The following is a 12,808-nucleotide window of genomic DNA, read 5'->3' as shown; positions in this document are numbered from 1 at the left end:
ACCTGCATAGCAAAACAGGCCGAACCTTTGCAGGTTCGACCTGTTTCCGATGTCCTGAGACATCACACTGCAGGAGTGACAGGACTCGAACCTGCAACCCTCGGTTTTGGAGACCGATGCGCTACCAATTGCGCCACACTCCTTCGCCAGCTCGGTCGCCCGGCCTGGCCGCAACTATCTTACGTGTCGCGTCCAGGCCGGTGCAACCGGGTTGGGCGTGGTGTCCTGGCCGGTCAGGAGGCCGGGATGACCGAGCCGTCGGCCCAGGTGCCGAGGATGAACTGCTTGACCTCGTCCGACTGGAGCAGCTCGGCGAGCTTCCGGACGTCCTCGTTGTCGGCGTTCGCCGCGGAGGCCACCAGGTAGTTCGCGTACGGGTTGCCCTCGGGCGACTCGCTGAACAGCGCGTCCTCGGCCGGGCTCAGGTCCGCCTCGAGGGCGTAGTTGCCGTTGATCACAGCGGCGTCGACGTCCTCCAGGGAGAGCGCGAGCTGCGCGGCCTCGAGCGGGACGAACTCGATGTTCTTCGGGTTCTCCGCGATGTCGTCCTCGGTCGCCAGCGTCGCGTCGACGCCCTCGGCGAGGGTGATCAAGCCGGCATCGGCGAGCAGGGCCAGCGCCCGGCCGCCGTTGGAGCCGTCGCCCGGGATCGCGACCTGCGCCCCGTCCGGGATCTCCTCCACGGAGGCGACCTTCGACGAGTACAGGCCCAGCGGCTCGATGTGCACCGGCGCGACGGTCACCAGGTCGGTCCCGTTCGCGGCGTTGTACTCCTCCAGGTAAGGCTCGGTCTGGAAGAAGTTCGCGTCCACAGAACCATCCGCGGTCGCCACGTTCGGCTGCACGTAGTCAGTGAATTCTTCGACCTCGATGGTGATCCCGGCGTCCTCGGCCAGGTTCTCCGAGATGTAGTTCAGGATGTCCGCGTGCGGGACCGGCGTCGCGGCCACGACCACGGTGCCGTTGGTCTCAGTCGCTTCAGAACCAGAGTCGGTGCCGCAAGCGGCGAGGGACAGCGCGGTCACGGCGGCTACGGAGCCGCCCAAAAGGGCACGACGATTGAACATGGTGTCTCCTAAGGAAGGTAGGGAAATAACTTCAGCGGCGGTCGAGGGTGCGGGCGCACCGGTCGCCGAGAATCTGGAAGAACTGGACGAGCACGACGAGGATGACCAGCGGCCAGATCATGTACTCGGTCTCGAAACGCTGGTAGCCGTAGCGGTAGGCCAGGTCGCCCAAGCCACCGCCGCCCACGATCCCGGCCATCGCCGAGTACGAGACGACGGCCACGAGCGTCACCGTGAAGCCGCGGATGAGGCCCGGCGTGGCCTCGGGCAGGACCACCCGCCACACCAGGGCGGGCGTCGAAGCGCCCATCGAACGGGCCGCCTCGATGAGGCCCGGCTGCACCTCGAGCAGCGCGCCTTCCACGAGGCGCGCGAAGAACGGGATCGACGCCACCGTCAGCGGGACGATCGCGGCCTCAGTGCCGATGCTCGTTCCCGTGATCAGGCGCGTCAGCGGAACTACCGCGACCATCAAGAGCACGAACGGCGCGCTTCGGCCGATGTTCACGATCAGGCCGAGCGGTGCGTTGACCACTGCGATCGGTTTCGGGCCGGTCTTCGACGTGATGTAGAGGATGGTGCCCAGGAGCAGGCCGCCCAGCAGCGTCCACGCGCCGGCGACGGCGACGATGTGCAGGGTCTCCCAGAACGCCTCGGTGAGCTGTTCGACGAGTCGGTCGTTCACTGCGTCAACTCCTCGCCGAGCAGGCGGGACGCCAGGCGCCGCGCTTGGCCGCCGAGGCGTGACCCCGGGTCGGCGAGGAGCTCGGGGACGTCGCCGATCTCGACGAACCGCCCGGCCTCCATCACCGCGGCGCGGTGGCAGATCCGGGTGATCACTTCGAGTTCGTGCGTGATCAGAAGAATGGTGAGCCCGAGTTCGCGGTTGAGCCGTGCGAGCAGGTCGAGGATCTCGTCCGTCGTGTCGGTGTCGAGCGCGCTCGTGGCCTCGTCCGACAGCAGCACCGCGGGGTCGGCGGCGAGGGCCCGGGCGATCGCGAGGCGCTGGCGCTGGCCGCCCGAGAGCTGCCCGGGGTAGGCCTTCGCCTTGTCCGAGAGGCCGACGAGGTCGAGCAGTTCGAGCGCGCGTTCGCGCCGGGCGGCGCTCGGCGTCCCGCGGAAGCGCAAAGGCAGGGCCACATTGGACGCCGCGTTGCGGTTCGACAGGAGGTTGAAGTGCTGGAAGATCATCGCGGTCTTGGCCCGCGAGGCCCGCAGCTCACGTCCGCGCAGCGTGGTCAGCTCGATGCCGTCGACCTCGACCGTGCCCGCTTCGGGCCTGGTGAGGAGGTTGACGGTGCGCAGGAGCGTCGACTTGCCGGCGCCGGAGCGTCCGAGGATGCCGAAGATCTCGCCGGAGGCGACGTCGAGGTCCACCGCGTCGAGGGCGACCAGGTCGCCGAAGCTCTTGGTCACGCCGGACAGGCGGATACTGGGTCTTGGTTCCATGAGGAAGGAAGTTCGCTTTCGCTGTGGGGAGATCGCCGCTTCGGGGCGCGGCGGTGCAGGAGCCCTCAGCAGGCGCACATTCGGCAGCACGACGCGGCGGCGCCGATGGCGTCGCTGTTGCGTCCGAGGTGCTCCGAGTTCATAGCCCAGAAGTCAAGCAGGGATTCCTACCGATTCCAAGGACCTGTGACGAATGCCGCGACATTTGAAGGACACCGAGCTGAGATAGGGTTCGGCCATGACTGTTGCGACGATTCCCGCCCCGGCGTTCGCGATCGAGCGGTTCAAGCTCGGCAACGGGCTGCGGGTGGTCCTCGCGCCTGACCCCGGGGCACCCGTGGTCGGCGTAGCGGTGGTGTATGACGTGGGCATGCGCTCCGAGCCCGAGGGCCGCACCGGCTTCGCCCACCTCTTCGAGCACATGATGTTCCAGGGCTCCCACAACGTCGGCAAGGCCGAGCACATGCGGCACGTCCAATCCGCGGGCGGCACCTTCAACGGCTCGACCCACATCGACTACACCGACTACTTCAACCTCCTGCCCTCCAACGGCCTCGAACTCGCGCTGTTCCTGGAGGCCGACCGGATGCGCGGCCCGGCGATCACCGAGGAGAACCTCGCGAACCAGGTGTCCGTGGTGAAGGAGGAGATCCGGGTCAACGTCCTCAACCGCCCCTACGGCGGCTTCCCGTGGATCAAGCTCCCGCCGGTCATGTTCGACACCTTCGCGAACTCGCACGACGGCTACGGCTCGTTCGTGGATCTCGACGCGGCCACCGTGGCTGACGCGCAGTCGTTCTTCGACGCCTATTACCCCGCTTCGAACGCGGTCCTCTCGGTCGCCGGCGACTTCGACGTCGCGCAGGCCCGCGAGCTGGTGGAACGCCACTTCGGGAGCGTCGAGGCCCGGCCCGCACCGGTGCTCCCGTCGTTCGCCGAACCCGACCTGAGTACTGAACGCCGCGTCTCGTACGTAGACGAGCGCGCGACGCTCCCGGCCGTCGCGGTCGCCTGGCGCGTCCCCGACCCGGTGACCGAGCTCGACGAGTTCCTGCCGTACGTGGTCCTCGGCGAGCTGCTCACCGACGGCGACGCCTCGCGCCTGGTCGAGCGGCTCATCCACACCGACCGCACCGCCACCGCCGTGGCCGCGCACACGACCTTCATGGCCGAGCCCTTCGCCTCCCGCGGCCCGACGGTGATGCTCGTCCAGGCGTTCCTGCCGCCGGGCAACGCCGTCGACACCGTGCTCGGCACCGTCCAGGAAGAGCTCGCGCGCATCGCCGAAGGCGTCGACGAAGCCGAGCTCGACCGCGTCAAGGCGCGCGTCGCCGCCCAGCTGCTGCGCGGCGACGACTCGGTCATGGGCCGCTCGCGCCGTTTCGCGACCGCCGAGATCTTCCACGGCGACGCCGCCATGTCGACCCGTTTCCCCGCGCTGCTCGGCGAGGTCACCGCCGAAGCCGTCGCCCAGGCGGCGGCCGCTTTGACGCCGCACCGCCGCGCCGTTCTCGAAGTCGTTCCGGGAGGAGCTCAGTGAGCAACGTCATTCCAGGTCTCGCACCGGAAGTCCCGCTGTCCCTGCCGGTCCCGGTCGAGCGGACCCTCCCGAACGGACTCCGGGTGCTGCTCACGCGGCGCCCCGGCGTCCCGCTCGCCGAGGTGCGCCTCTCAATCCCGGCTGCGCATGCAGACCTGGCCGTGGCCGACCTGCTCGCCGCGGCGCTCTTCTCCGGCACCGAGACCGCCTCGATGACCGAGATCGCCCAGCGCCTCCAAGGCGTCGGCGGCGCGCTCGGCGCCGGGGCCGACCCGGACCGGATCGCCGTGTCCGGCAACAGCCTCGCGACGGGTCTGCCCGAGCTCCTGGAGGTCTTGGGCGATCTGCTCAAGGCCGCGGAGTACCCGGCCGGGCCGCTCGCGGTCGAGCAGTCCCGCATCATCGACGGCCTCTCGGTCGCCGAGCAGCAGCCGGACTTCCAGGTCAACCGCGTCCTCGACGCGCGCCTGTGGGGCGGCCACCCGTACGGCCACCAGCAGCCGACCGCCGCCGAGGTCGCCGCCGTCGAACGCGACGCGGTCCTCGCCCTGCACGCCGCCCGTCTCCACCCGGCCGGCGCGCGCCTGGTCATCGTGGGCGACATCGACACCGACTCGGCATTCGCCGCAGTGGAGAAGGCCCTCGGCGACTGGAACGGCGCGGGCGAACCGCGCCGCATGGAGCCGCTGCCCGGGCTCGTCGCGGGCCCGCTCGTCCTGGTCGACCGGCCCGGCTCGGTCCAGTCCGCGATCCGCGTCGCCTACTCGGCGGTCGAGCGCACCCACCCCGACAACGCGGCCCAGCATCTCGCGAACCTCGTCTTCGGCGGCTACTTCTCCTCGCGCCTGGTCATGAACCTGCGCGAGACCAAGGGCTACGGCTACTCGCCGCGCTCGCGTGTGGACCACTCGCCGGCCGGTTCGATCCAGCTCGCCGCCGTCGACGTCGCCACCGAGGTCACCGGCCCGGCCCTCGAAGAGGTCCGGAACGAGCTGCGCGGCATGGCCGAGCGACCGCCCGCCGCCGACGAACTCGACCTGGCCCGCCGCTACGCGCTCGGCTCGGTCAAGCTCGCCACCGCCACCCAGTCGGGCATCGCCAACTACATCTCGGTGCTCGCCGCCGCGGGCCTCCCGCTCGCCTGGCTCGCCGAGCACTCCGAGCGGATCCGCGAGGTCACGCCCGCCGACGTCCAGCGGGTCGCGGCCGAACGCCTCGACCCCGACCGGGCGGTCACCGTCGTCCTCGGCGACGGCGAAGCGATCCGCGAACCGCTCGCCGCATTCGGGGAGATCGAGGCCCCATGACGCACCCGCCCTTGGCGATCGACGTCCTCGACCGCTCCGGCGAGCACCGCGGTGACGATGAATGGCTCGCCGCCGCTTGGGAACAGGCCCAGATCGTCGTCTGCGACCCCGACAACGAGCGGATCGCGGCCGACGAAGACGGCCTGCACTACTACGACGCCGGCTCCGCCCCCGAAGGCGAACGCGTCTACCTCGGCGGGGAGCACCCGCCGGTGTTCGCGGTCCTCGCCGACCTGCCCGACGGCCTGCCGGGCCGCTGGATCAAACCGGACTGGGACCGCCGGGACCTCGCGATCGCGGTGCAGGCCATCGCGATCGGCCACTGGCACGCGACCTACCGGTTCCACCCGACCACCGGCGAGCCGCTGCGGCCGCGCCAGGCCGGGTGGGAGCTTTCAGCCGACTCCGGCCGACCGGTCTTCCCGCGCACCGACCCGGCCGTGATCGTCCTCATCGACGACGGCGTCGACAGGGTGCTGCTGGCCCAGCACCGTCGCTACTCCGGCGCCCCGAAGACGGGGCCTGCGGCCGTCAGGAGCAACCGGTACGCCTGCATCGCAGGGTTCGTCGAACCGGGGGAGTCGGCCGAGGCCGCCGTGCACCGCGAGGTGGGCGAGGAGATCGGGATCAAGATCGACCGGCTCGAGTACGTCTCGAGCCAGCCCTGGCCCTACCCGCGTTCGCTCATGCTCGCCTTCCGCGCCACCGCCGACCCGGCCCAGCAGCTGGTGCTGCAGGCCGAGGAGATCACGGACGCGCGCTGGTTCACCCGCGACGAGGTACGGCAGATGTGGGTCCACACCGACGACACGACGCCGAGCGCCGTGCGGATCTCCATCGCGCGCTTCCTGATCGACGGCTGGCTGGCCGAGGGCTAAGACTTTGGTGACGGCGGCCTCTTCGGCCGTCTCACCAGGGACCCCGGTCTTGGCCGCGACGGCGCGCTGCGCGGTGAAGACGCCGGCGATCACGACGAGCCCGCCGAGGATCTGCGGCACCGTCAGCGCCTCGCCGAGCAGAGCCCAAGCGGCGATCGAGGCGACGACGACCTCGGCGTACCCGATGCCGCCGGCCACCGGCGCGGAGATGAACCGCAGGCCGCTGAGGCCCAGGCCGTAGGCGACCGCGGTGCTGGCGATGAGCATGGTCACGCTGACGATGCCGGTGGTCTCGACACCGCCGAGCGAGACCTTCGCCGAAAGCGCGGCCCAGTCCAGGGCCCAGGGGGCGGCGAAGGGCGCGAGGGCGACGGCGCCGACGGTGAAGCCGACGGCGAGCAGGACTCGAACGTCCACTTTGGCGGTCAGCCGTTCACCGGACAGGAAGTAGGTGGCCTGGCAGGCCGCCGCGGCTGAACCGGCGATGAGGCCGACCGCGTCGAGGCGCAGGCCGGACCAGACCTCGACCACGATGCACAGGCCCGCGATGCTCAGGAGCGTGCCGATGACCGCGGCGCGCGGCAGGACGGTGCGGCGCACGAACCGGACCCAGGCGACGACGACGATGGGGCCCATGAACTCCAAGAGGAGCGCGATGCCGACGGGCAGGCGCTCGACCGCGATGAAGTAGAACGCCTGCACCGCGGCGATCGCGGTGAGGCCGAACAGCGCCAGTCCGCCCCACGGGAGGCTTTCGCGCCTGCGCAGGAGCCGGAAGAGAGGAATTGCGGCGGCGGCGATCGCGATGATGCCGACGCCGCAGATGCGGAGCCACGTGACCTGGATGGGGGTGAGTCCCGCCTGGATCACGACTTTGCCGAAGGGGCCGCAGATTCCGAAGAACAGTGAAGCGGCCAGGACGAGGGAGACGCCGAGGGCGGCGCGGGGTGACGACATATGGGCTCCAGAACTCAACGAAAAAGGCCCGGGACGGATCCATCCCGGGCCTGAATGCTTAGCGACCACCCCTCGAAGTCGCTAAGCAAGCTTGACGAGTCAACTATAGGGCATCGTACCGGCTTTGTGTCCTAAACGTGACCATAGTCTCGGTATGTGGCACAGGTCAAGCGGCGAGCTTCGCCTTCACCTGCGCGAGAGAGGGATTGGTGAGCGCGGTGCCGTCCTCGAACTGCAAGGTGGGGACGGTCGCGTTGCCTCCGTTGACCCCCATGACGAACGCGGCGGCCTCCGGGTCCTCCTCGATGTTGACCTCTTTATAGAGAACGCCCTCGCGGTCGAACGCCGACTTCAGTCGCCTGCAGTAGCCGCACCAAGTGGTGCTGTACATGGTGATCATCGAACCTCCTTCTTCATCGAGGGTAACGCGATACGGCCCTGGGGCATTCCTCCAGATCGTGCATCACCGTGTCCCGCCTCACGTCTGGCCACTTTCAGGTGCTGCACCTCTGAACGACCCGGCCGACCGATCTTGTCGGAGGCCTCTGGGACACTGGTCGGATGACCGCACGCGATCAGGCCATCGAACAGCTCCTCTCGGGACTCGACCCTGAACAACGCGAGGCGGTGACCGCTGACCCGGGGCCCGTCTGCATCCTGGCCGGAGCCGGCACCGGCAAGACCCGGGCCGTCACCCACCGGATCGCCTGGCGGGTCCTTCGCGGCGACATGCGCGGCCAGCACGTCACGGCCGTCACCTTCACCGCGCGCGCCGCGGGGGAGATGCGCGACCGGCTCCGCGGCCTCGGTGTCGCCGGCGTCAACGCCCGCACCTTCCACTCTGCCGCGCTCCGCCAGCTCCGCTACTTCGGCATGCGCCGCTTCAAAGGCCAGCTCCCCGAGCTCATCGACTCCGCTTTGAAGTTCACCGCCATCGCCGCCGCCCGCGCCGGACTCCAGACCTCCCGCGCCAAGAACTTCGACCTCACCACCGAGATGGAATGGGCCGCTTCCTCACTCATCGGTCCCGACGACTACGTGAGCGCCATCGCCGCCCTCGGCCGCGACGCGCCCGCCGCCCCCGAGGACGTCGCCAAGGTCTACGCCGCCTACATCGAGGCCAAGCGCCGCGCCGGCGTCATGGACTTCGCCGACGTCCTGGCCCACACCGCCGACATGATCGGTGAGGACGAGTCGATCGCGGACCAGATCCGCAGCCAGTACCGGTTCTTCGTCGTCGACGAGTACCAGGACGTCACCCCGCTCCAGCAGCGCCTGCTCGACTCCTGGCTCGGCGACAGGGACGACATCACCGTCGTCGGCGACGCCAGCCAGACCATCTACTCCTTCACCGGCGCCACCTCGCGGAACCTGCTCGACTTCACGCGCCGCCACAAGAGCGCCTCGCTCGTGCGTCTCGTCCGCGACTACCGCTCCACACCGCAGGTCGTCGGCCTCGCCAACCAGATCATCGGCGAATCCAAAGGCCGCGAAGCGAAGATGCGCCTCGAACTCATCGGCCAGCGGCCCGACGGCCCCGCCGTCACCGCCGAGGTCTTCGCCGACGAGGCCGAAGAGGCCGACATGATCGCCCGCCGCTGCTCCCAGCTCATCGCCGACGGCACGAGCGCTTCGGAGATCGCGGTCCTCTACCGCACCAACGCCCAGTCGCAGGCCTATGAAGAGGCCCTCGCCTCCTACGGCGTGCCGACCGTGGTCACCGGCGCGGCCCGCTTCTTCGACCGCCCCGAGGTGCGCCAGGCCGTGGTCGCATTGCGCTCGGCCGCCAAGACCGAGGTCGCGAGCATGCCCCTGTCCGAGGCGGTGCCGACCGCGCTCGAAGCGGTCGGGTGGCGCCCTGACGCCGCGCCTTCCGGTGGGGCCCAGCGGGAAGCGTACGAAGCGGTCACCGCGCTCGCGAATCTCGCCCAGCAGTTCCTCGAGCACCACCGCGCCAATCCTGACGAGGACGGTCCGGACCCGGACCTCGAGGCGTTCTGCGCCGAGCTCTCTCGCCGCGCCTCCGAGCAGCACGCCCCGGCCGTCGAAGGCGTGACGCTCGCGAGCCTGCACGCGGCCAAGGGCCTCGAATGGGACGCGGTGTTCCTGGTCGGCCTGGCCGACGGCACGCTCCCGACCACGTTCGCCCGCACCGACACCGCGCTCGAAGAGGAACGGCGCCTCCTGTACGTGGGCATCACCCGCGCCCGCGAGCGACTGCAGCTCTCCTACGGGCTCGCCCGCAACGCGGGCGGGCGCGAGCGGCGGCTCTGCCGCTTCCTCGCGCCGCTGGGCCTCGGCGGTTTCCCGCGCCCGTCAGCGCCGGGCGCCACCGCGTCGAAACCGCGAGAACGCAAGAAGGCCAAGGTCCTCGACTGCTCCGGCTGCGGCAAGCCGCTGACGGACGCCCGTGACCGCAAGCTGGGACATTGCGAAGATTGTCCCGCCACTATGGATGAAGGACTGTTCGAGCGGTTGCGCGAGTGGCGCGTCAGTGTCGCCAAACAAGACGGCAAGCCGGCCTTCACCGTCTTCACGGATGTGACCTTGATCGCTATCGCCGAGCGCTGTCCGGGATCCGACAGTGAGCTCGCGTCCCTCCACGGCATCGGAAAGTCCAAACTCGACAAGTATGGACCCGCGGTGTTGCACCTGGTCAACGGCGGGGAAGTGAGCGAGGCCATTGCGATGTGCGGCGAAGGTACTTGATCGGTAAATCTCGCGGCAAAAACTTTCTCGCGAGACTCGCAGAAAAAGACGTTGCGCTCCCATGTGAGACGGGCGTAGCGTTGCTCAAGCCGGGTGAGGTGTGTGCCTCAGCGCAGTCATGGTGAAGCTTGCAAACCATCAGTGAGCCCGGCTAGAGGAGATGAAGACCAATGTTGACCACGGAACCCGAAGGGAGGGGACAGACGATGAAGCTGCTCAGCGAAACCCAGAGCACGACGCCGCTCGGCGTGACGATTGAGTCGGCCGCCGTCTATCGGCACATCGCGCCCGTCTCCACTCCGGTCCGTGGGACCACTCTGCCCGTTGCCGTCCAGACCACCACGGCTCCGAGCACCGTCAACACCATTGACAACACCGATATGGGCGCCAATGCCCTTCTCGGACGTGGCCGTGCATTCGCCGGCCTCGGTTGGCAGCCGGTTTCCGGCTCCGAGAAGCGTCACGGCGTCACGCGCGGGAGACCGCCTCGAGATCATCGAATGGGCTTATAGACAGCCCACTCGGAACTCTCGAGGCCGCGAATCCCGCAACCGGGATCGCGGCCTTTTTGTTTGGCTGAAAAGCCAGGTCGCGGCCCTCCAGTAGAAGACAGACGAGACAGATTGCGAAGCAATTGAGTCCTCAAACAGCACTGAAGCGACCGAGCTGGGACCAGACCAGCAAGATGCGAGAGGAGACCGAGCCGATGACCGACACCCTCATCGGGCCCGAGCTGCGAGACCAGGCCCGCGAGACCGGCGGCGACCTGGCCTGCCGCGAGTACGACGCGGACCTGTGGTTCTCGGAGCAGCCCACCGAACTGGAGTTCGCCAAGTCCCTGTGCACCGACTGCCCGGTGCGCCTGGCCTGCCTGGCCGGGGCGCTCGAGCGCCACGAGCCCTGGGGCGTGTGGGGCGGCGAGATCTTCGAGAAGGGGAACGTCGTGGCCCGCAAGCGGCCCCGCGGCCGGCCCCGGAAGGACGCCGCGCTCATCGAGCAGGCCGCGCAGGCCGAGCTCGCCGAGCGGACCCGTGAACTCGCGCTCGCGGGGGTGGCGGTGTCATGACGGTCGATTATCTGAGCCGCCATCTCAAGCGGGATGTCGGCGTGAAGGAACTCGAGGTCCTCATGAATGAGGAGATCGAGGCGGTCCGACCGATGACGACCACGAGCTCGCTGTTCAGCGGGGTCGGACGTCTGCGGATGCGGAGCCTGTGGAAGGAAGCCGGCTATGCCCGGACTCCGCGCCACACCGGGCGACACCGTCGCCGGGGCCGACTTTGACGACGCACTAACCGCGTTGGCTGAAGGGGTCCATCCCTGAGAGGGGATGGGCCCCTTTCGTTGTGCGTGGGAGTGTCCGTGAGCGTCTGCGCATTTCGGACGTCCAACAGCGCCCCGGTCTCGGCGAGGCTTGCGAGCCGTGATTGAGCACTGTCAACAGTGCCGCGGGGGTACGACAGCGCTTCAATGCGAGCGCCGCTCAGCGGTTGGGGTCCGTGCCTTCGGGGTCGGCGAAGCCCGGCAGCCACTCCTCGAGGATCGACCGCCATTTCGCGGTGGCGCCCAACTGGCAGAGCACCCCGATCGATCCCATCGTCACGCGGTGGATGAGCAGGTACGCCGGCGGGAAGCTCATCTGCTTGTTCAGTCTCGCGGCTTCGGAGCCCTGACTGGTGAGCCGGGTGCTCTCCTTGCGCAGCCATTCGCGCGAGAACTGGAACTCCTCGCCCGCGATCGGCTCAAGCATCGGCCGCAGCAGGTCGAGCATCGACTTCGCGTCGATCTGCAGCCCCGGCGGCACGAAGCCCTCGCTGCGCAGTCCCGCGACCACCTCGTCGGCCTTGCCGTCGAGCGTCAACCGCGTCAAGCGACCCACCTGCACCGGCATTCCGCCGGGCATGCGCGCGGCCGCACCGAAGTCGTAGACCACGAGCCGCCCGTCCTCGCCGATCGCGAAGTTCCCCGGGTGCGGGTCGGCGTGGAGCATCCCGGCGCGCTTGGGCGCGGAGAAGTGCAGCGTGGTCAGCCGCAGCCCGGCCGCGTCCCGCTCGTCCTGGGTGCCGTTCGCGATGACGTCCGCCAGCGGCCGCCCCGCGATCCACTCGGTCACCAGCACCTCGCCGCTGGCGTGGATCACGTCGGGCACCACGATCAGCGGATCGTCGCGGAAGGCCTCGGCGAACTGCCGCTGCGTCGCCGCCTCCAGCTCGTAGTCGAGCTCTTCGAGGAGCCGCTCGCGCAGCTCGACGGTGATCTTCTTGACGTCGAAGTTCGGTTGCAGCACTTTGAACATCGGGGCCATGCGCGAGAGGTGCCGCAGGTCCGTGCGCAGCGCGTCGCCCGCGCCGGGATACTGGATCTTGACGGCGACTTGGCGGCCGTCGATCCACACCGCCCGGTGCACCTGCCCGATGCTCGCGGCCGCCGCCGGTGCGTCGTCGAATTCGATGAAGCGTTCGCGCCAATCGGCGCCCATCTGCCGCTCCAGCACCCCGTGGACGCTGGCCACCGGCAGCGGGGGAGCGGCGTTCTGGAGTTTGGTCAGCGCCTGCCGGTACGGCGCGGCCAGATGCTCGGGCAGGGCCGCCTCGAAGATCGAGAGGGCCTGGCCGAGTTTCATCGCCCCGCCCTTGAGCTGCCCGAGCACGCTGAAGATGTGCTCGGCGGTGCGCCGCTGCGCCTGCTCGCTGAGAATCTCGTCGGCCAGTCCGGTCACCCGTTTGCCCAGCCCCAGGGTCGCCCGGCCCGCCAGCCCCAGCGGCAGGGAGGCGAGTTTCATGCCCCGGGAGAACGCCCGGCGCGGGAGGTCGTCACCCGAATGGGCGGGTCCATGCCTGTCGCTCACGTTCCCAATGCTCTCACGGCGAAGCGACAGATGGTGACGGCACAGGCGGCGCA

General features: G+C 69.2%; 11 protein-coding genes, 1 tRNA gene and 2 pseudogenes. 7 read left to right on the top strand and 7 right to left on the bottom strand.

Features of this window, described 5'->3' with window-relative positions; translation table 11 throughout:
* Window positions 1–70 precede the first annotated feature (70 nt).
* From ACFO8M_RS00170 to ACFO8M_RS00155, 4 genes and pseudogenes are all read right to left on the bottom strand, one after another.
* Window positions 71–143, bottom strand: a tRNA-Trp gene (locus ACFO8M_RS00170).
* Window positions 144–233: 90 nt separating this feature from the next.
* Window positions 234–1,067, bottom strand: coding sequence for a MetQ/NlpA family ABC transporter substrate-binding protein (locus ACFO8M_RS00165; protein ID WP_387968847.1), 834 nt, complete (start codon window positions 1,065–1,067; stop codon window positions 234–236).
* Window positions 1,068–1,098: 31 nt separating this feature from the next.
* The gene (locus tag ACFO8M_RS00160; protein WP_387968844.1) at window positions 1,099–1,752 is read right to left on the bottom strand and encodes a methionine ABC transporter permease; all 654 of its coding nucleotides are present in this window, start codon (window positions 1,750–1,752) and stop codon (window positions 1,099–1,101) included.
* Window positions 1,753–1,805: 53 nt separating this feature from the next.
* Window positions 1,806–2,516 (bottom strand): annotated as a pseudogene (locus tag ACFO8M_RS00155) (methionine ABC transporter ATP-binding protein); the annotation flags it as partial.
* Window positions 2,517–2,754: 238 nt separating this feature from the next.
* On the opposite strand from ACFO8M_RS00155, the gene ACFO8M_RS00150 reads away from it, so the two are divergent.
* From ACFO8M_RS00150 to nudC, 3 genes are read left to right on the top strand one after another with little or no spacing between them, the layout of a single operon-like run.
* On the top strand, window positions 2,755–4,056 hold the full coding sequence (locus tag ACFO8M_RS00150; RefSeq protein WP_387968842.1) for a M16 family metallopeptidase: 1,302 nt from the start codon (window positions 2,755–2,757) through the stop codon (window positions 4,054–4,056).
* A complete protein-coding gene (locus ACFO8M_RS00145) occupies window positions 4,053–5,363 on the top strand; it encodes a M16 family metallopeptidase (protein WP_387968839.1) in 1,311 nt (436 codons plus the stop codon). The genes ACFO8M_RS00150 and ACFO8M_RS00145 overlap by 4 nt, the downstream gene beginning before the upstream one ends.
* The gene (gene nudC, locus ACFO8M_RS00140; protein WP_387968836.1) at window positions 5,360–6,241 is read left to right on the top strand and encodes an NAD(+) diphosphatase; all 882 of its coding nucleotides are present in this window, start codon (window positions 5,360–5,362) and stop codon (window positions 6,239–6,241) included. Before ACFO8M_RS00145 ends, nudC begins: the two co-directional genes overlap by 4 nt.
* Window positions 6,242–6,328: 87 nt before the next feature.
* On the opposite strand, the pseudogene ACFO8M_RS00135 reads toward nudC, so the two are convergent.
* Window positions 6,329–7,198 (bottom strand): annotated as a pseudogene (locus tag ACFO8M_RS00135) (EamA family transporter); the annotation flags it as partial.
* A gap of 166 nt (window positions 7,199–7,364) precedes the next feature.
* Window positions 7,365–7,598 carry a mycoredoxin gene (locus ACFO8M_RS00130; protein WP_387968833.1) on the bottom strand — a complete coding sequence of 78 codons (234 nt, stop codon included), beginning with the start codon at window positions 7,596–7,598 and terminating at the stop codon, window positions 7,365–7,367.
* A 161-nt stretch (window positions 7,599–7,759) separates the two neighbouring features.
* On the opposite strand from ACFO8M_RS00130, the gene ACFO8M_RS00125 reads away from it, so the two are divergent.
* The 4 genes from ACFO8M_RS00125 to ACFO8M_RS00110 all read left to right on the top strand — a co-directional run bounded on the left by ACFO8M_RS00125 (window position 7,760) and on the right by ACFO8M_RS00110 (window position 11,191).
* Window positions 7,760–9,907 carry an ATP-dependent DNA helicase UvrD2 gene (locus ACFO8M_RS00125; protein ID WP_387968830.1) on the top strand — a complete coding sequence of 716 codons (2,148 nt, stop codon included), beginning with the start codon at window positions 7,760–7,762 and terminating at the stop codon, window positions 9,905–9,907.
* Window positions 9,908–10,113: 206 nt separating this feature from the next.
* Window positions 10,114–10,419 (top strand): hypothetical protein, encoded by a 306-nt coding sequence (locus tag ACFO8M_RS00120; protein WP_387968827.1) that lies wholly within the window; start codon window positions 10,114–10,116, stop codon window positions 10,417–10,419.
* Window positions 10,420–10,613: 194 nt separating this feature from the next.
* Window positions 10,614–10,973, top strand: coding sequence for a WhiB family transcriptional regulator (locus ACFO8M_RS00115; protein WP_387968824.1), 360 nt, complete (start codon window positions 10,614–10,616; stop codon window positions 10,971–10,973).
* Window positions 10,970–11,191, top strand: a complete 222-nt coding sequence (locus ACFO8M_RS00110; RefSeq protein ID WP_387968821.1) for a hypothetical protein — start codon at window positions 10,970–10,972, stop codon at window positions 11,189–11,191. The genes ACFO8M_RS00115 and ACFO8M_RS00110 overlap by 4 nt, the downstream gene beginning before the upstream one ends.
* A 199-nt stretch (window positions 11,192–11,390) precedes the next feature.
* Here ACFO8M_RS00110 and ACFO8M_RS00105 read toward each other — a convergent pair whose 3' ends face one another.
* Window positions 11,391–12,689, bottom strand: coding sequence for an ABC1 kinase family protein (locus ACFO8M_RS00105; protein WP_387968852.1), 1,299 nt, complete (start codon window positions 12,687–12,689; stop codon window positions 11,391–11,393).
* Between the last annotated feature and the right edge of the window lie 119 nt (window positions 12,690–12,808).

It is taken from the genome of Glycomyces rhizosphaerae (genome assembly GCF_042647865.1).
GTDB classification, from domain to species: Bacteria; Actinomycetota; Actinomycetes; order Mycobacteriales; family Micromonosporaceae; genus Glycomyces; species Glycomyces rhizosphaerae.
This window is presented reverse-complemented; position numbering and strand designations above follow the sequence as displayed.

What these genes read in the sequence shown, in the direction of transcription:
- ACFO8M_RS00165 (WP_387968847.1), bottom strand. Translation starts at nt 1,067, where the DNA reads ATGTTCAATCGTCGTGCCCTTTTGGGCGGCTCCGTAGCCGCCGTGACC.
- ACFO8M_RS00150 (WP_387968842.1), top strand. Translation starts at nt 2,755, where the DNA reads ATGACTGTTGCGACGATTCCCGCCCCGGCGTTCGCGATCGAGCGGTTC.
- nudC (WP_387968836.1), top strand. Translation starts at nt 5,360, where the DNA reads ATGACGCACCCGCCCTTGGCGATCGACGTCCTCGACCGCTCCGGCGAG.
- ACFO8M_RS00130 (WP_387968833.1), bottom strand. Translation starts at nt 7,598, where the DNA reads ATGATCACCATGTACAGCACCACTTGGTGCGGCTACTGCAGGCGACTG.
- ACFO8M_RS00125 (WP_387968830.1), top strand. Translation starts at nt 7,760, where the DNA reads ATGACCGCACGCGATCAGGCCATCGAACAGCTCCTCTCGGGACTCGAC.
- ACFO8M_RS00120 (WP_387968827.1), top strand. Translation starts at nt 10,114, where the DNA reads ATGAAGCTGCTCAGCGAAACCCAGAGCACGACGCCGCTCGGCGTGACG.
- ACFO8M_RS00115 (WP_387968824.1), top strand. Translation starts at nt 10,614, where the DNA reads ATGACCGACACCCTCATCGGGCCCGAGCTGCGAGACCAGGCCCGCGAG.
- ACFO8M_RS00110 (WP_387968821.1), top strand. Translation starts at nt 10,970, where the DNA reads ATGACGGTCGATTATCTGAGCCGCCATCTCAAGCGGGATGTCGGCGTG.
- ACFO8M_RS00105 (WP_387968852.1), bottom strand. Translation starts at nt 12,689, where the DNA reads ATGAAACTCGCCTCCCTGCCGCTGGGGCTGGCGGGCCGGGCGACCCTG.